A 15231-nucleotide genomic window follows, 5' to 3' on the forward strand; every position below is an offset into this window, starting at 1 on the left:
ATGATCCGCAACCGTCTCCCCTGATGAGAGCACTTTCGGTGAAGAGTTCACCGGAGGCGTTGGAGGGAGAGCACCATGAACCACACCGGCATCATCCGTACCGCCACGATCACCGGCGTCGCCGCCGCGCTGAGCCTGGCCGCCGTCGTCCCGGCGCTGGCGAGCCCGCTGAGCAACCCGATGGCCGCGCCGTCCGGCGACCCGGTCACCACCGTGGCCGACCTCGACGGTGACGGCGAGATCGAAACCGTCACGGCTCAGCTCACCGGCGACAACGACCAGGTCGTCTCCGCCACCGTGCACGGCACCTTCACTTCGATCCACCTCGGCGCCGACAGCTCCGTCCCGCTCCAGGCCCCGCGCGTCACGGACCTCAACGGCGACGGCCGCGCCGAACTGATCGTCACCCAGTCCGTCGGCGCCAACACCACGTTCTTCACCGCTCTGCACTACGACGGCCGCAACCTCGGCCAGGTCGTCGACAACGACAGCAAGCCGCTGTCGGTCGCCGAGGGCGGCGGCGTGGCCGCCCATCTGGGTTACCAGTGCACCCCGCTCGACGGCGGCGGCCGCACCTTCGAAACCGTCGCGGCCGAAGCCGACGACCTCGGCGCCGACCCGCTCACCTATTCGGGCACCCGCACCGTCTACACCCTTCGCGACGGCGCGCTGACCACCCAGAAGACCATTCCGATCGCCGGCCGTCCGGTGACCGACCCGGTGCTCGGCACCGACGCCGCGAGCTGCGGCCAGGCCGGGAGCTGATCACCGCTCCGCGGCGTTGCGAAAGTGCTTTCGCAACATGAGCCGACTCTGTTTTCCGGCGCCGGTCCGTGAAGGCCTCCTTACCTACCCTGAGGGTAGTGAAGGAGGCCTTCACTACCCTCAGAACAGTCGCGCCCAAGCGCGTGAAGGCCCCCTTCCCTCGGCTGAACCGAGGGAAGGGGCCTTCACGCGAGTCACTGCGGCGCGTAGGTCAGGCAGTTGGCGGCGTGGTCACCCTCGCCCGGTCCCACCCGGACACTCGATGCGGTGCATTCCAGCGCGGAATTGTGACGGCAGTCGGACCGGGAGCAGGCTCCCACCTGTGCGGTCACTCGATCGAGCCCGCCCTTGGTGTTGAGCGGGACGAACGTTCCGCAGTCGGCCGACCCGTTGCCGCCCCCGACCGTGATGGCGAAGGCGTGGCAGCCGTCGTGGTTGTACGAACAGCCGCTGACCGTGCATTCGTGGACAGCAGGCATTTCGGTGGTGGTCATAACGACTCCTGTACTTCGTGGTGGTGGTGTCGTTCGGTATGACCAGGGTTACACCGGCCCGTTCCCGCGGCAATTCGGGGAATTTCCTTCACGTCCGACGAGCAGCCGATTCACAGGTCCAAGTCGAGCCGGGAAGTAGCACGGGAAACACAGCAGTACATCCGTCCCGGTGGCGCGCCGATGTCGTCGCGGTGGTCCGGTTCGCCGCCGAGGACGCCGATCTCGCAACTACCGCAGACCCCCTCACGGCATCCGGACGGGATACGGAATCCCGCGTGGTTCAGGGCGTTCAGCAGCGACTCCTCCGCGGCGACCGGCACCACCCGTCCCGATCGGACACAGTTCACCTCGAACGGCTCCGCGGGCGCGAATTCCTTGGCCACGGGCTGGAAACGCTCGATATGCAGTCGCTGCGCGGGAAACGCCGCCTCGGCCGCGGCGAGCATCGACGCGGGACCACAGCAGTAGACCAGCGCGTCCGGGCCGAGCCCGGCGGCCAGCGCGGCGAAGTCGGGCCTGCCGTGCTCGGCGGTGCGGTGGAGGCGCACCCTGTCGCCGTACGCGGCCTTGAGGCCTGCGGCGAACGGCATCGTCGCCTCGGACCTGCCCACGTACACCAACCTGGCCGACGGGCCCGCCGCCGCCAGCATCGGCATCAGCGGCGTGATCCCGATCCCGCCCGCGATGAACAGGTGTTCCGGCGCGGGCAGCAACGGGAAGTTGTTGCGCGGCAAGGAGACGTCGAGGGTCCGGCCCGCGCGCAGGAACAGGTGGACGTATTCCGAACCGCCCCGGCTCAGCCGGTCGTACCGGACGGCGATCCGGTAGCCGCCGCGATCGGCCGGGTCCCCGCACAGCGAATACTGCCGGGTCAGCCAGTTCGGCAACGCCACGTCGACGTGCGCGCCCGGCTCCCAGGGCGCCAGCGGGCCTTCGGCACCGCGCAGGACGAGCGAGACGGTTCCTTCGGCGACCGGTTCCACGCGGTCGAGAACGGCCTTCTGCATCAACGAGTTCACCTCAGTACAACTGCCGGTAGCCGGTTTCGAGCATGGCCTCCACGACGGCCGGATCGACGTCGAGCCCCATCTGCTCGGCGGCGATCTCGCCGACGGACGGCAATTCGCCCGCCAGCGCCTGGCTCGCGGGATCCCAGAGCCGGGACCGGATCAGCGCGCGGCCGCAGTGGAAGAACGTCTCCAGCACGTCGACGACGATCGCCAGCTCCGCCGGTTTGCCCTCGGTGCGCATCCTGGCGAGCACGTCCGGCTCGTCGGTGGGATAGGCGCGGCCGTTGACCCGGAACACCTCGCGCACGCCGGGGACCACGAACATCAGGCCGATGCCGTCGTTCTCGGCGAGATTGCGGAACGAGTCGGCGAGTTTGTTGCCCGGCCGGTCGGGGATGGCCAGGGTGCGCTCGTCGAGCACCTTGACGAAGCCCGGGTAGTCGCCGCGCGGCGAGCAGTCGGGCAGTCCCGTCGCGTCCGACGTCGCCATCGCCACGAACGGGGCATGGGCGATGAACCGGTGGCCGTGCCGGTCGATCCGGTCGTGGACCTTGGCCTTGATCATGGCCTCCGGCTCCCCCAGCCGGGCACGAACCTCTTCGGGCGACAGCCGACGCGGACGCGTATCAGTGCTGGTCATGGCACAATTATGAGCAATTGTTCAGCTTACTCGCTACTCGCTTTCGCGCCGCTTCACCGGGAGTGTCATGACGTCGGAGCAACGACGGCTTCAGCCGCGTAAACAGCCGCGCCAGGTCCGGGCCGAGCTGACCAGGCAGCGCATCCTCACCGCCGCTGCTCACGTTTTCGCCGAGTACGGGTACGCCGCGGGGACCACGAACCGGATCGCCGAACGGGCCCGGATTTCGATCGGCTCGCTGTATCAGTACTACCCGAACAAGGACGCGATCCTGGCCGAGCTGCTCACCCGCCACCTCGACGGCGACCGGGCCATCGAGACGCTGCGCCGGTACAAGGAGTCGCGGGAGCCGCTGGAGACCGTCATCCGGGAGTTCGTGCGCACGGTGATCGAGAACCATCTCGACGATCCGCGGCTGCTGCAGATCATGATCGAGCAGGCGCCCCGCTCCGGCGAGCTGCTGGAACGCGTCACCCGGCTGGAATGGGAGATGATCGGTGACCTGCGGGAACTCCTCCACGGACACCCCGAGGTCCGGGTGCGGGACAAGGACACCGCGGCCCGGCTCGTCGCGTCCACGGTCGAACTGACCGTGCATCAGCTCATCGCCGCGCCCGGCTCCATCGACGTCACCCGGCTCGAGAACGAGCTCGTGGCGATGATCACCGGCTACCTCCGCGCCTGATTTCCGGGGGTTGACCAGGCGATGAGCGGGTATCCACCGGTGTGAGCCGAGTAGAGAACTGGATGCGCGACGTCGCCGCCCGCTGGCGACGGAGAGGCGGCACGCTCGCGCTGCTGTGGACGCTGATCACCCTCGGCCTGGCCACGATGCTGTGGCTGTCGGGCTTCCGCGCCTGGCCGGTGTACCTGACGGCGGTGCCGGGCGCCGTCGTCTCAGCCCTGTTGTGGATCGGGGTCGCCCGCACCCGCCGGAAGACCGTCAAGAAGCAGCCGAGCGGGTGAGCTACTTCGTCGCGCGCATGGCCAGCTCGTCGAACTCGCGGTCGGGCAGCGTCCTGTTGAGTTCCAGGAGTTTTTCGGCGAGGTGGCCGACGGCGTAACGCGTTTCCGGTTTTTCGGACTCGACGGCGCGGCGGATGGCGTCCACGACGACCGAAGGGTCGGAGCCGTCGCTGAGCCCGGTTTCACCGTGCCGCGCCATGGCTTCCGCCATCTCCCGGTACGCCCCGCGGCCGGAATACTCGCGGAGCTGTGCGGCGGTCTGGTCCTCGAACTCGGTCTTGATGATGCCCGGCTGGATGATCACGACGTCGATGCCGAAGGGCGCGACCTCCATGCGAAGCGTGTCGGAGAACGCTTCGAGCGCGTGTTTCGAGGCGTAGTACCAGGCACCGAACGGCAGGGCGATCTCGCCGCCGATCGAGGAGACGTTGACGATCGTGCCGGAGCGCTGGGCCCGCATCGCGGGCAGGACGAGCTGGACGAGCCTGGCCGGCGCGAGAAGGTTGACTTCGAGCTGGTCGCGGGCGGTGTCCAGCGGCACGTCCTCGACGGCACCGTGCAGGACGGTGCCGGCGTTGTTGACGAGGACGTCGATCCGTTGGTGCGCTTCGAGAACGGCGTCGACCGCGTGGCGGAGATCGTCCTCGTTCCTGGCGTCCATCTTCAGCGGATGGCCGCCCGCCTCGCGCAGATCGGCCATCTTCTCGACACGCCTCGCGGCGCCGTAGACGATGTGCCCGGCGCGCAGCAGTTCCAGCGCGGTGGCGTGGCCGATCCCCGACGAAGCACCGGTGACCAGGCATACCTTGGCCGTCATCACGGGTTCCCTCCCGATCTCTCGCTTTCCCCGGAAACACTAGGCTCGTTTTTCCGAAACCAGCAACCGCAGAAAGCTGTTTTACGAGGTGGAGTACCTACAATTGATGCAATGACTATGGAGCTGAATGCATCGGAAGGGGTGGACGGGTGCCGGGAAGACGCCTGACCCCCGACGAGCGCGGGCAGATCGCTTCGGGACTGTCGGCGGGTCTCACGTACGCCGAAATCGCCCGTCGGCTGGGCCGCCCCAAGTCGACGGTGATCCGCGAAGTCGCGCGCAACGGCGGCGCCCACCGCTACCGGGCGGGCCAGGCGCAGCAGGCGACACGATGGCGGGCCCGCCGCCGCAGGCCCGGCCCGCCGCCCCTCCCCGCGCGAACGCGGGAGACGCTGCGGGACTTCGAGACCGAATTCGCCGAGACGATGGCCGCGACCGGCGTCCCGTCGATGATGGCCAGGGTCCTGGCCGGCCTGTTCACCGCGGACACCGGCGGCAGCACCGCCGCCGAACTGGCCGCCAGGCTGGAGGTCAGCCCCGCGTCGGTGTCCAAGGCCGTGGGCTGGCTCGAACAGCGCGGCCTGATCACCCGCGAACGCGAGGGCGGGCGGCAGCGGTACGTCGTCGACGACGACTTCGGTTATCGCGCCTGGCGTACCAGTCTCGACGCGATGACCCGATGGGCGGAGGTCACCCGGCGGGGCGCCGGGCTGATCGACGGGCCGGCGGGGGCGCGGCTCGACGCCACCAGCCGGTTCTTCCGGCACCTGCACAAGGACATGAGCGAGGCGGCGGAACACTGGCGGCGAACGGCGCGGTGATCACTTGCCGGGCACGACGGGGCGAGCGGCCGAAGCCGCCCGCCCCGTCCGTACCGCCGTGGGGTCACCCACGCTTGAATTCCTCCCAGGTCACCTTCTTCACCTTGGGGCCGTCGTCCTTGGCGTGGCTCGCCAGGCCGTTGAGACCCTTGAAGTAGTCACCGGCCTGAGCCTGCGCTTGCGGCGACATGTCGGTGTCGCTGATCGCGATCCCGTGGATGTGCTCGGCCCAGTTCCCCTGGCTCGGGGTGCGGTGCCACGCGGCGAACCCGACCTCGCGCAGCGCCTTCACCGCGGCGGTCTTGTTCGAGATGTTGTTCACCGAGATGTCGACGGCACCACCACCGTCGTGCGTCCCGCCCGAAGCGCCGACGCCGCCGGCGTTGTACGAGCCCTGCGTGATGGTGAACTTGACCCCGGCCTTCTTCTCCGCGGCGGCGATCATGTCGGCGGTGCGCTTGTTGACCGTCTTGCCGTCCAGGCTGGTCTTCGAGCCGACGCTGATCGGCGCGGTCACGGTGTAGCGGCCCTTGCCCAGTTCGGTCAGCGAGCCCTTGCCCGGCAGACCGCTGGCGGCCAGGCCGCTGTGCCCGAGCGACTTCTGGTACTTCTGGTACGCGGTCACCGTCGACGTGCCGAAGTGACCGTCGACCTGCTTCTTGTCGAGCAGGTTCTTCGCGGCCAGCGCCTGCTCGACCACCTTGACGCTCTCCCCGGAGCCCGGCGTGATCGACTGGTCCGGCTTGTACGGATCCCACATGGCCGCCTTGACCACGGCCTCCATGTTGACCGACGGCGCGGCCACCGCGGGCTGTCCCGCCGTCACCCCCAGCGCGGTCGCGGACAGTGCGGCGAACACCGCGGCGGTTGCCACCTTGCGCATGGCTGCTCCTTCACTCGATGGCTGCTCCCCGTGAACAGCTCGTGACCGACACTGGCCCGGAAGCGGTGTCAGCCGGAACCGCCTGTACGGAACGTCTGACGTCAAAAACCGCAGGTTGACAGCGTCTGACAGCGACGGCGCCCGGCGGATTCCGCAGGTCGGCGCGGCGATCCGGACACACTTCGCGATATAGTCACCAGGCCGCGCAGAGTGACGGGAATCGTTGTCACGTCGGACACGATCGCGAGGGGAAGCGTGCCGGAACCGCGAACAGAAGACCGGGCACCGGAGCTGGAAGCGTTCATGGACGGGCTGCGGAAGCTCCGGGCGCGGGCCGGGGAGCCGTCCTTCCGGAAGATGGCGGCGAAGTCCGGCGCGGTGTCCCACGCGACCCTGCACCTCACCGTCACCGGCACGCGGTTGCAGCCGTGGGAGACGGTCCGGGAGTTCGTCCGCGCCTGCGACGGTGACGAAGAGGAATGGCACGCCCGATGGCAGGGCGTCCAGCTCGTGCTGTCCGCCGACCGCGAGCCGGAACCCGCGCCGCGATGGCGGTCCAAACGCGTCCTGGTGCCGCTCGTCCTCGTGCTCGTCGCCGCGGTCGCCGCCGTCGTGGTCATCCTGCTGCCGGGTGAGGAGGACACGCCCGCACCACCGCATCCCGGCGACTCCAGCAGATTCCTCGGCGACGTGACCATCCCCGACGAGACCGTGGTCAAACCGGGCACCCAGTTCGTGAAGGTGTGGGAGCTCGAGAACACCGGCACCGTCGAGTGGCGGAAGCGGTACCTGCGCCGCACCGATCTCCCGGTCGCGCCCGGCACCTGCCGCACCCCGGACCGGATCCCGGTCAACGACACCGCCCCGGGCGGCCGTGTCCAGGTGACGGTCACCGTGAGCACTCCGCCGAACGCCCCGGCCGACTGCAAGGTCTTCTGGAAGATGGTCGACGAACAGGACCGGGAGCTCTTCCCGTCCTCCAGGCCGATCTACTTCTCGGTACTCGTCCGCGCCTGAACCCGTCATTCGCGTGCTTGAAGACGTAACTCGCGTGATTGGAGGCGTAACTCACGAGTTACGCCTCCAATCACGCGAATGACGCGCCGGATCACGCGAATGACGAGTTCGGCATCCGGCGAAAACACCTCGATAGGCCGGAAAAGTGCGCTAGCCGCCGGTTTCCGTTCTGCCTACGCTGGATTTCGCGCACTGGAACCACAAACGGACTCGGGAGTCTCCGATGAGAGCAACGAGAATCGTGTTCTGCGCCCTGTTCGCCCTCGGCGCCGTCTGCCTTTCCCCGGCGGCGTCTTCGGCACAAAACGCGTTCACCCTGTCCAGCACCGCTTTCGCGGACGGCGGCCTCATGCCCAAGGTCCACGAGTGCACCAGCGGCGGCGGGCAGGATCCGGCCAAGAAGAACGAGTCGCCGCCGTTGGCCTGGTCGGGTGCTCCCGCCGGAGCGAAGAGCTACGCCGTCGTCATGCGCGACCTCGACAACGCCGCCCTGATCCACTGGGTCATCTACGACATCCCGGCGACCACGGCCTCGCTCCCCCAGAACGTCCAGCACGTCTACCGGCCGCCGGTGCCCGCCGGCTCCAGGCAGGTCTACTACCGCGGGAGCGCGAGCCTCTACGGCTACCAGGGCCCGTGCTCACCCTCGACCGTGAACACCTACGAGTTCGTCGTGCACGCCCTCGACCGGACGTCGCTCACCGGCCTGAACTCCGGTTCGTCGACCCGGGCCGCCGCCCAAGCGATCACCGCGGCTTCGATCGGCTCGGCGAGGATCACCGGCGAGTCGTAAGTCCCCTGGTCACCCGTGGCAAAATCGGCCCAATGCAGATCGGGATGCTGGGGCCCTTCGAGGTACGCGCGGACGACGGCGGTCTCGCCGATGTGCCGGGCGCCCGGTTGCGCGGGTTGTTGATCGCGCTCGCGCTCGAACCGGGCCGGGTGGTCCCGAAGGCGACGCTCGTCGACTGGATCTGGGGTGAACAGCCGCCCGCCGACGCGACGAACGCCTTGCAGCGCCTGGTTTCCCGGCTGCGGAAGGTGTTGCCGGACGGGGTCGTGGAAGGACAGACGGACGGCTACCGGCTGAAGGTGTCGCCCGACGACGTCGACGCCGTGCGGTTCGAGCGTCTCGTCGGCCAGGCCCGCGGCGACGAGGAGCCGAGGCGGCTGCGTGAGGCCCTGGCCCTGTGGCGCGGCGCGGCCATGCAGGACGTCGGCCTGCAGGACAGCGGCGCCTTCGACGCGGCGGTCACCCGGCTCGAAGGGCTTCGCCTGACGGCGTTGGAGGATCGGTTCGACGCGGAACTCGAGCTCGGCCACGGCGCGAAGCTGGTCACCGAACTGACCGATCTGGCCGCCGCGCATCCGTTGCGTGAGCGGCTCGTCGCCGCGCTGATGCGGGCACTCGCGGCGACGGGCCGCGACACCGAAGCGCTGCTCGTGTACCAGCGCACGAGGGAAGCACTGGCCGACGCGCTCGGCGTCGATCCGTCGCCGGAGCTGTCCGCGGTGCATGTCGCGCTGCTGCGGGGCGAGCTGGGACGGCGTGAAGAGAACCGCAAGACCAACGTGCGCGCCGAGCTGACCAGCTTCGTCGGCAAGGACGCCGACGTCGCCAAGGTCCGCGACCTCGTCACCGGGAACCGGCTCACCACCCTGCTCGGCCCCGGCGGGTCGGGAAAGACCCGGCTGGCCACCGAAACCGCGCGCACCCTGCTCGGCGATCTGCCGGACGGCGCGTGGCTGGTGGAACTCGCGGCCATCGGCCCGGCCGATGACGTCGCCCAGGCGACGCTGGCCGCGCTCGGGCTGCGGGACGCGCTGCTCGGCGACTCGTCGAACGCCGAACCCGCCGAACGGGTCATCGCCGCGATCCGCGACCGGGAAGTCCTGCTGATCCTCGACAACTGCGAGCACGTGATCGAGGCGGCCGCGGCGTTCGCCCATCGCGTGCTCGGGGAATGCCGCCGTCTCCGGATACTGGCGACGAGCCGGGAGCCGCTCGGCATCACCGGCGAGACGTTGTGGCACGTCGTGCCGCTGGCCGTACCGGACCGGAACGCCGGCCCCGCCGAGATCGAAGCCTCCCCCGCCGTCCGGTTGCTGCGGGACCGGGCGAGCGCGGTGCGCAAGGATTTCTCGGCGGACGAGGCGACGTGGGCCACCATGGCGCGCGTCTGCCGGATCCTGGACGGGATGCCGCTGGCGATCGAACTGGCCGCGGCGAGGCTGCGCACCATGTCCATCGAGCAGCTCGCGAACCGGCTCGACGACCGGTTCCGCCTGCTGACCGGCGGCAGCCGGACCGCGCTGCCCCGGCACCGGACGTTACGCGCCATGGTCGACTGGAGCTGGGAGCTGCTGTCCGACGCCGAGCGGACGGTCCTGTGCAGGCTTTCGGTGTTCTCGGGAGGGGCGAGCCTCGAAGCGGCCGAACGGGTCTGCGTCAGCGAAGCGGTCGAGCAGTACGAGGTCCTCGAACTGCTCACCACGCTGACCGAAAAGTCGCTGCTGGTCGCCGCGGGCGACGAAGCGCCGCGCTACCGGATGCTCGGCACGATCAAGGAGTACGCCACGCAACGGCTCGCCGAGGCAGGCGAAACGGTCGTCGCGCGGCACGCGCATCTCGCCTATTTCACCGAGCTCGCCGAGGCCGCGGAGCCGATGCTCCGCCGCGCCGAGCAACTGGAGTGGCTCGCCAAACTCAAGGCCGAACACGACAACATCACCTCCGCGATGCGCGGCGCCCTCACCGCGGGCGAGGGCCCGGAGGCGATGCGGCTGGCGGCGGCCTGCGGCTGGTACTGGTGGCTCAGCGGGCACCGCACGGAAGGCATGGAGCTGGTCAGCGCGGCCGTCAGGACGCCGGGCGAGGTGTCCGACGACGTCGCGGCCGTGGTGTACGGGCTCGTCTCGCTGTTCGTGAGTTCCGGTTTCGCCGACGAACACACCGCCGCGAAGTGGATCCACGAGTCGTACCGGCTGGGCAGGAGCAGCGAGTCGCGGCATCCGTTGCTGGGCCTCGTCGTCCCGCTCGAACGCATGCTGGCCGGGGACGAAGCGCTGTCCGCGTGGGAACCGGTGCTGGAGGACGAAAACGCGTGGGTCCGCGCGCTGGGCAGGCTGCACCTCGGCAAGATGCGGATCACGCTCGGCCATCCAGGCCGGGAGGCGGACGAGTATCTCGAGCAGGCACTCCGCGAGTTCCGGGCGATCGGCGAGCGGTTCGGGATCTCCTTCGCCCTGACCGAATTGGCGGACCGGATCGCCACCCGCGGTGATTTCGCCACCGCGTGCGCGTACTACGAAGAAGCGGTCACGGTCGTGACCGAGGTCGGCTCCCTCGAAGACCTCATCCGGCTGCGGTCGCGGCAGGCGCAGCTGTACTGGCTGATGGGTGACGAGGAGGCCGGCGCGGCGGCGGAGGCCGAAGCGCAGCGATACGCCGAAAGCGTCACCTGGCCGGGCTCACTGGGCATGCTCGCCCTCGCGCGCGCGGAGCTCGCCCACTGGCGCGGCGAAACCGAGGAGGCGGCGCGGCAGCTCGACATCGCGACGACGGTGATGGGCGACGAAGCCGGTCTCGGCCACGTCCGCGCCATCAGCCACGACCTTCGGGGCTACTTCGCGGACGAGCTCGAAAAGTCCCGCGAACACCGGCGAGCGGCCTGGGAGGCGGCAGGCGAGGTGCGGCACGTGCCCCTGATCGCCCATATGCTCGTCGGGATCGCGGATCTGGCCCTGCGCCAGAACGATCCCGAGCAGGCCGCACGGCTGCTCGGGGCGGCCGACGAACTGCGCGGCCTGCCGGACCGATCCCGTCCGGACGTGACCCGGATCGAAGAGACAGTGCTGCGCCGCCTCGGCGAAACGAAATTCGCGGAGGCGGCGCGAGAGGGCACCAATGCGGACTGGAAGCGGCTGGCAGAGGTCACGCTCGCTTCTTGAACGTCGAGGACGCCCACAGGTAGCCGGCGAGCGCGATCCCGGCGCACCAGCCGAGCGCGGGCAGCACGTCGCCCGCGGCCGGTGCCCCGGTGAGCAGCCCGCGCAGGGTCTCGATGATCGGCGTGAAGGGCTGGTATTCCGCGAACTCGCGGAGCCCCGGCCCCATCTTCTCGGCGGGCACGATCGCGCTGCTGAAGAACGGCAGCATGACCAGCGGCACCGAGGCCATCCCGGCGGTCTCCGGCGACTTCGCCGCGAGACCCAGCGCGACCGTGAGCCAGGCCGCCGCGAACCCGAGCAGGACGACGATCCCCACCACGCCGAGCCAGTCGAGGAAACCCGCCGCCGGGGAGAAACCGAGCAGGAAGGCCACCCCGGTGAGCGCCGCGATGGCGAGCAGGTTGGTCAGCACGCTGGTGACGACATGCCCGGTCAGCACCGCGCCGCGGGAGACGTCCATGACCTTGAACCGGTTGATGATGCCCTTGGTCATGTCGGAGTTCACCGCGGTCGCGGTCGCGCCGAGCCCGTAGCAGACGGCCAGCAGCATCAATCCCGGCGTCGCGTAGTCGACGTAATCGACGCCGACGCTGAACGCGTCACCGAACACGTACACGAACATCAGCATCATCACGACCGGCATCAGGATCGCGTTGAACACCGAGGTCGGGTTGCGGACGAGGTGCTTGAAGTTACGGCGCAACATCACCGTGGACGCGGATTTCATTTCACTGCCTCCGTGCTGTGGCCCGTCAGGGCGAGGAAAACGTCATCGAGATCAGGGGTGTGGACGGAGAACTCTTCGGCGGCGACCGCGTACTCGTCGAGCCGGCTCAGCAGCGAGCGCAGGGATTTCGTCCCGCCGTCGCTGGGGACCCGCAGCGCGAGCGACTCGTCGTCCCGGGTGGCCCCGGGGAAGATCCGCGCGGCGGCGTCGAGTTCTGCGACGGTGGTGAACCGCAGCCTGACATGCGTTCCGGGCATCCGGCGCTTGAGCTCGTCGGGCGTGCCCTGCGCGACCAGGCGGCCCTGGTCGAGGACCGCGATCCGGTCGGCGAGCTGGTCGGCTTCTTCGAGGTACTGGGTGGTGAGGAAGACGGTGACGCCGCCGTCCACCAGCTCGCGGATGATCGACCACATCGTGCGGCGGCTGCGCGGGTCCAGCCCCGTGGTGGGCTCGTCGAGGAAGATGATCCGCGGATCGCCGACGAGCGTCATCGCCAGATCCAGTTTCCGGCGCATGCCGCCGGAGTAGGTCGACGCCGGTTTCCGCGCCGATTCCACCAGGTCGAAGCGCTCCAGCAGATCGGACACGACCCGTTTGCCCGCGGTTCCGCGGCTCAGGTCCACCATCAGCTGCAGGTTCTCCTGGCCCGTCAGCAGTTCGTCCACCGCCGCGAACTGGCCGGTGACCCCGATCGCCGCGCGCACCGCCTTGGCCTCGGTCACGAGGTCGTGGCCGGCCACCTTCGCCGTCCCGCCGTCCGCCTTCATCAGGGTGGTCAGCAGGTTCACCGTCGTCGTCTTCCCCGCCCCGTTCGGGCCGAGCAGGGAGAAAATCGTGCCGGCGGGGACTTCCAGGTCGATACCGTCGAGCACGACCTTGTCCCCGAAGGTCTTTCGCAGTCCCGAGACCGCGATCGCTGTTTCTGTCATGGGCACCACTCTGGGCGGCCGCGCTGACACGCCCCCGCCACGGCGCTGACACCACCTGTGTCAGCGCCGTGTCAGCCCGCTGTCAGTACTCACGGGCACAGTGGTGGCACAACCACCACGAAAGGCGAAGCGATGACTCAGACGGTTCCCGTCCCGCAGGGTCTCCCGATGGACCGCGACGCGGGCCCCTTCGACCCGCCCAGCGAGATCACCCGGCTGCGCGAGGCCCGCCCGGTGAGCCCCATGATCTTCCCCGACGGGCACGAGGGCTGGCTCGTCACCGGCTACGACGAGGCCCGGCAGCTGCTGGCCGACACCCGGTTCAGCTCGCGCCAGGACATCGGCATCCTCCACGCCCCGTACGAAACGCCGGGGATGCCCACCCCGACCGAACCGTCCCCGCCGATGCCGGGCATGTTCGTCGCCATGGACCCGCCGGACCACGGCCGGTTGCGCAAGCGGCTCACCGGCGCTTTCACCGTCAAGCGGATGAAGCAGCTCGAAGACCACATCGTCGAGATCACCGAGCGGCAGCTGGACGCGATGGCCGCGCTGGTCCCGCCGATCGACCTGGTCAAGGAGTTCGCGCTGCCGGTGCCGTCGCTGGTGATCTGCGAACTGCTCGGCGTCCCGTACGAGGACAGGGAAAGCTTCCAGGCCGACTCCGCCCAGCTCATGGTCAGGGACCAGACGCTGGAGGAGAAGATGGCCGCGTTCATCGGGATGAACACCTTCCTCACCGAGCTGGTCACGCGTAAGCGCGAGACGCCCGGCGACGACATCCTGTCCGACCTCGGCCGCCACGACGACCTCACCATCGAGGAGCTGACTGGAGCCGCTTTCCTGCTGCTGCTCGCGGGCCACGAGACCACCGCGAACATGTTGTCGCTGGGCACTTTCGCGCTGCTGGAGCACCCTGAGCAGCTGGCCGAACTGCGTGCCGACGCGGAGCTCATGCCCGGTGCCGTCGAAGAGATGCTTCGCTACCTGTCCGTCGCCGACATCTTCTTCCGCTATGCCACGGAAGACCTGGAACTCGGCGGCGAAACGATCCCCGCGGGGTCGACCGTCATCATCTCGCTGCTGGCCGCGAACCGCGATCCGCGCCGGTTCGAGCATCCCGACGCCCTGGACCTGCACCGCAACGCCCGCGGCCTGCTGTCCTTCGGGCACGGCATCCACCAGTGCCTCGGCCAGCAGCTGGCGCGGATCGAGATGCGCGCGGGCTTCGAGGGATTGCTGCGCCGCTTCCCGACGCTCGCGCTCGCCATCCCGGCCGACGAGGTCAAGCTCAAGACCGACATGAACATCTACGGCGTCCACGAGCTGCCGGTCACCTGGACGAAATAGGCCGGACGGCCCTCCCCTGCCTGGGGAGGGCCGCCATCATGCTCAGTTCTTGAGCCACTCCAGCACCTCGACCTTGCCGTGCCCCTTCGCACCGGTCTTGCGGATCGACGCGTCGACCGCGCCCCCGACGTAGTAGGAAGCGCCGGCCCCACCGCCGCCTCCCGCCGAATCGTTGGTGCCCGACTTGCCGCCTCCGCCTCCGCCGCCGCCCTGCACCGCGTATCCGGCGCCGCCGCCCCCGCCGCCGCCTGCCGTCGACGCTCCGGGCGCGCCCTGACCGTTGTCGCCCTGGGATGCCTTCGCGGTTCCGCCGCCTCCGCCGTCACCCCCCACACCGAGCGTTCCGCGCTCGCCTTTGTCGCCGTTGTGCGGCTTCGCGTCACCCGCGCCGCCATTGCCACCGCGGGCAACCAGCGATCCCCCGCCGGCCCCGCCTCCGCCACCGGCCACGAGCAACGGCACGGAGCCGCGGCAGACCGCGCTGGATCCGCCTCCTCCGCCGCCGTTGCGACCCGAATCGGTTTCCCCGGAGCCGCCTCTCCCGCCGTTGGTGAATCCGGAACCGCCGGATCTCCCCGCCTGTTTCCCGACCTGGACTATCAGTGTTTCGCCGCCTTTGACCGGCACCGTCGCCTCGACTTCGGCCCCGTGCCCTGGACCGCCGGAATCCGCGTTGCCGTGTCCTCCTTGCCCTCCGCGCAATTTGAACCGGCCACGCTTCGCGTCGTCCGGGACGTGGAGTTTCTGCTTCTGTTCTCCTTCAACGGCTTCGAAGCTGCGGGTGGTCACGGTCTCGGTCATGATTCCTCCTGGTTTTCCGCCGGACTCCCAGTCTGGAATGCGTGATTCACCGGCCGATAG

The 15231-nt window shown here is 69.3% G+C and carries 16 protein-coding genes; 8 read left to right on the forward strand and 8 right to left on the reverse strand.

Annotated features, from left to right (window positions below; translation table 11 throughout):
- The first annotated feature begins 75 nt into the window (after positions 1-75).
- Positions 76-765, forward strand: coding sequence for a VCBS repeat-containing protein (locus ACXIZN_RS25995; RefSeq protein ID WP_457957425.1), 690 nt, complete (start codon positions 76-78; stop codon positions 763-765).
- 194 nt (positions 766-959) lie between these two features.
- Here the strand turns inward: ACXIZN_RS25995 and ACXIZN_RS26000 are convergent, their stop codons facing one another.
- The 3 genes from ACXIZN_RS26000 to ACXIZN_RS26010 all read right to left on the reverse strand — a co-directional run bounded on the left by ACXIZN_RS26000 (position 960) and on the right by ACXIZN_RS26010 (position 2909).
- The gene (locus ACXIZN_RS26000; protein ID WP_257488780.1) at positions 960-1259 is read right to left on the reverse strand and encodes a DUF1540 domain-containing protein; all 300 of its coding nucleotides are present in this window, start codon (positions 1257-1259) and stop codon (positions 960-962) included.
- A gap of 110 nt (positions 1260-1369) precedes the next feature.
- Positions 1370-2266, reverse strand: coding sequence for a PDR/VanB family oxidoreductase (locus ACXIZN_RS26005; protein ID WP_457957427.1), 897 nt, complete (start codon positions 2264-2266; stop codon positions 1370-1372).
- Between the two features lie 13 nt (positions 2267-2279).
- The gene (locus ACXIZN_RS26010) at positions 2280-2909 is read right to left on the reverse strand and encodes an MSMEG_1061 family FMN-dependent PPOX-type flavoprotein (protein WP_457957429.1); all 630 of its coding nucleotides are present in this window, start codon (positions 2907-2909) and stop codon (positions 2280-2282) included.
- Positions 2910-2976: 67 nt separating this feature from the next.
- Here ACXIZN_RS26010 and ACXIZN_RS26015 point away from each other — a divergent pair, with 67 nt between their 5' ends.
- Both ACXIZN_RS26015 and ACXIZN_RS26020 read left to right on the forward strand, forming a co-directional pair.
- Positions 2977-3594, forward strand: coding sequence for a TetR/AcrR family transcriptional regulator (locus ACXIZN_RS26015; RefSeq protein ID WP_457957430.1), 618 nt, complete (start codon positions 2977-2979; stop codon positions 3592-3594).
- A 41-nt stretch (positions 3595-3635) separates the two neighbouring features.
- Complete coding sequence (locus ACXIZN_RS26020; protein ID WP_457957431.1) at positions 3636-3875, forward strand: hypothetical protein; 240 nt, start codon at positions 3636-3638, stop codon at positions 3873-3875.
- Between the two features lies 1 nt (position 3876).
- Here ACXIZN_RS26020 and ACXIZN_RS26025 read toward each other — a convergent pair whose 3' ends face one another.
- Positions 3877-4692 carry an oxidoreductase gene (locus ACXIZN_RS26025; RefSeq protein WP_257488783.1) on the reverse strand — a complete coding sequence of 272 codons (816 nt, stop codon included), beginning with the start codon at positions 4690-4692 and terminating at the stop codon, positions 3877-3879.
- A 149-nt stretch (positions 4693-4841) separates the two neighbouring features.
- On the opposite strand from ACXIZN_RS26025, the gene ACXIZN_RS26030 reads away from it, so the two are divergent.
- Complete coding sequence (locus tag ACXIZN_RS26030; RefSeq protein ID WP_457957432.1) at positions 4842-5513, forward strand: helix-turn-helix domain-containing protein; 672 nt, start codon at positions 4842-4844, stop codon at positions 5511-5513.
- A 64-nt stretch (positions 5514-5577) separates the two neighbouring features.
- Here the strand turns inward: ACXIZN_RS26030 and ACXIZN_RS26035 are convergent, their stop codons facing one another.
- Positions 5578-6396, reverse strand: coding sequence for a peptidoglycan-binding domain-containing protein (locus tag ACXIZN_RS26035; protein ID WP_457957434.1), 819 nt, complete (start codon positions 6394-6396; stop codon positions 5578-5580).
- A 255-nt stretch (positions 6397-6651) separates the two neighbouring features.
- Here ACXIZN_RS26035 and ACXIZN_RS26040 point away from each other — a divergent pair, with 255 nt between their 5' ends.
- From ACXIZN_RS26040 to ACXIZN_RS26050, 3 genes are all read left to right on the forward strand, one after another.
- Positions 6652-7413: an NBR1-Ig-like domain-containing protein gene (locus ACXIZN_RS26040; RefSeq protein WP_457957436.1), complete on the forward strand. Its 762-nt coding sequence runs from the start codon at positions 6652-6654 to the stop codon at positions 7411-7413.
- Positions 7414-7636: 223 nt separating this feature from the next.
- Positions 7637-8206, forward strand: a complete 570-nt coding sequence (locus ACXIZN_RS26045; RefSeq protein WP_457957437.1) for a YbhB/YbcL family Raf kinase inhibitor-like protein — start codon at positions 7637-7639, stop codon at positions 8204-8206.
- Positions 8207-8238: 32 nt separating this feature from the next.
- Positions 8239-11364, forward strand: coding sequence for a BTAD domain-containing putative transcriptional regulator (locus tag ACXIZN_RS26050; RefSeq protein WP_457957438.1), 3126 nt, complete (start codon positions 8239-8241; stop codon positions 11362-11364).
- Here ACXIZN_RS26050 and ACXIZN_RS26055 read toward each other — a convergent pair.
- Positions 11348-12091: an ABC transporter permease gene (locus ACXIZN_RS26055; protein ID WP_126733900.1), complete on the reverse strand. Its 744-nt coding sequence runs from the start codon at positions 12089-12091 to the stop codon at positions 11348-11350. The genes ACXIZN_RS26050 and ACXIZN_RS26055 overlap by 17 nt on opposite strands.
- On the reverse strand, positions 12088-13020 hold the full coding sequence (locus ACXIZN_RS26060; protein ID WP_457957440.1) for an ATP-binding cassette domain-containing protein: 933 nt from the start codon (positions 13018-13020) through the stop codon (positions 12088-12090). The genes ACXIZN_RS26055 and ACXIZN_RS26060 overlap by 4 nt, the downstream gene beginning before the upstream one ends.
- 132 nt (positions 13021-13152) lie before the next feature.
- Here ACXIZN_RS26060 and ACXIZN_RS26065 point away from each other — a divergent pair, with 132 nt between their 5' ends.
- Complete coding sequence (locus ACXIZN_RS26065; RefSeq protein WP_457957441.1) at positions 13153-14370, forward strand: cytochrome P450; 1218 nt, start codon at positions 13153-13155, stop codon at positions 14368-14370.
- 42 nt (positions 14371-14412) lie between these two features.
- Here the strand turns inward: ACXIZN_RS26065 and ACXIZN_RS26070 are convergent, their stop codons facing one another.
- A complete protein-coding gene (locus tag ACXIZN_RS26070) occupies positions 14413-15171 on the reverse strand; it encodes a PE-PGRS family protein (protein WP_457957442.1) in 759 nt (252 codons plus the stop codon).
- Positions 15172-15231 lie beyond the last annotated feature (60 nt).

The sequence above is a fragment of the Amycolatopsis sp. TRM77291 genome, assembly GCF_054166285.1.

Excerpts from the sequence above, each read along its gene's own strand:
- ACXIZN_RS25995 (WP_457957425.1), top strand. The coding sequence starts at position 76 with ATGAACCACACCGGCATCATCCGTACCGCCACGATCACCGGCGTCGCC.
- ACXIZN_RS26000 (WP_257488780.1), bottom strand. The coding sequence starts at position 1,259 with ATGACCACCACCGAAATGCCTGCTGTCCACGAATGCACGGTCAGCGGC.
- ACXIZN_RS26005 (WP_457957427.1), bottom strand. The coding sequence starts at position 2,266 with ATGCAGAAGGCCGTTCTCGACCGCGTGGAACCGGTCGCCGAAGGAACC.
- ACXIZN_RS26010 (WP_457957429.1), bottom strand. The coding sequence starts at position 2,909 with ATGACCAGCACTGATACGCGTCCGCGTCGGCTGTCGCCCGAAGAGGTT.
- ACXIZN_RS26015 (WP_457957430.1), top strand. The coding sequence starts at position 2,977 with ATGACGTCGGAGCAACGACGGCTTCAGCCGCGTAAACAGCCGCGCCAG.
- ACXIZN_RS26025 (WP_257488783.1), bottom strand. The coding sequence starts at position 4,692 with ATGACGGCCAAGGTATGCCTGGTCACCGGTGCTTCGTCGGGGATCGGC.
- ACXIZN_RS26035 (WP_457957434.1), bottom strand. The coding sequence starts at position 6,396 with ATGCGCAAGGTGGCAACCGCCGCGGTGTTCGCCGCACTGTCCGCGACC.
- ACXIZN_RS26045 (WP_457957437.1), top strand. The coding sequence starts at position 7,637 with ATGAGAGCAACGAGAATCGTGTTCTGCGCCCTGTTCGCCCTCGGCGCC.
- ACXIZN_RS26050 (WP_457957438.1), top strand. The coding sequence starts at position 8,239 with ATGCAGATCGGGATGCTGGGGCCCTTCGAGGTACGCGCGGACGACGGC.
- ACXIZN_RS26055 (WP_126733900.1), bottom strand. The coding sequence starts at position 12,091 with ATGAAATCCGCGTCCACGGTGATGTTGCGCCGTAACTTCAAGCACCTC.
- ACXIZN_RS26060 (WP_457957440.1), bottom strand. The coding sequence starts at position 13,020 with ATGACAGAAACAGCGATCGCGGTCTCGGGACTGCGAAAGACCTTCGGG.
- ACXIZN_RS26065 (WP_457957441.1), top strand. The coding sequence starts at position 13,153 with ATGACTCAGACGGTTCCCGTCCCGCAGGGTCTCCCGATGGACCGCGAC.
- ACXIZN_RS26070 (WP_457957442.1), bottom strand. The coding sequence starts at position 15,171 with ATGACCGAGACCGTGACCACCCGCAGCTTCGAAGCCGTTGAAGGAGAA.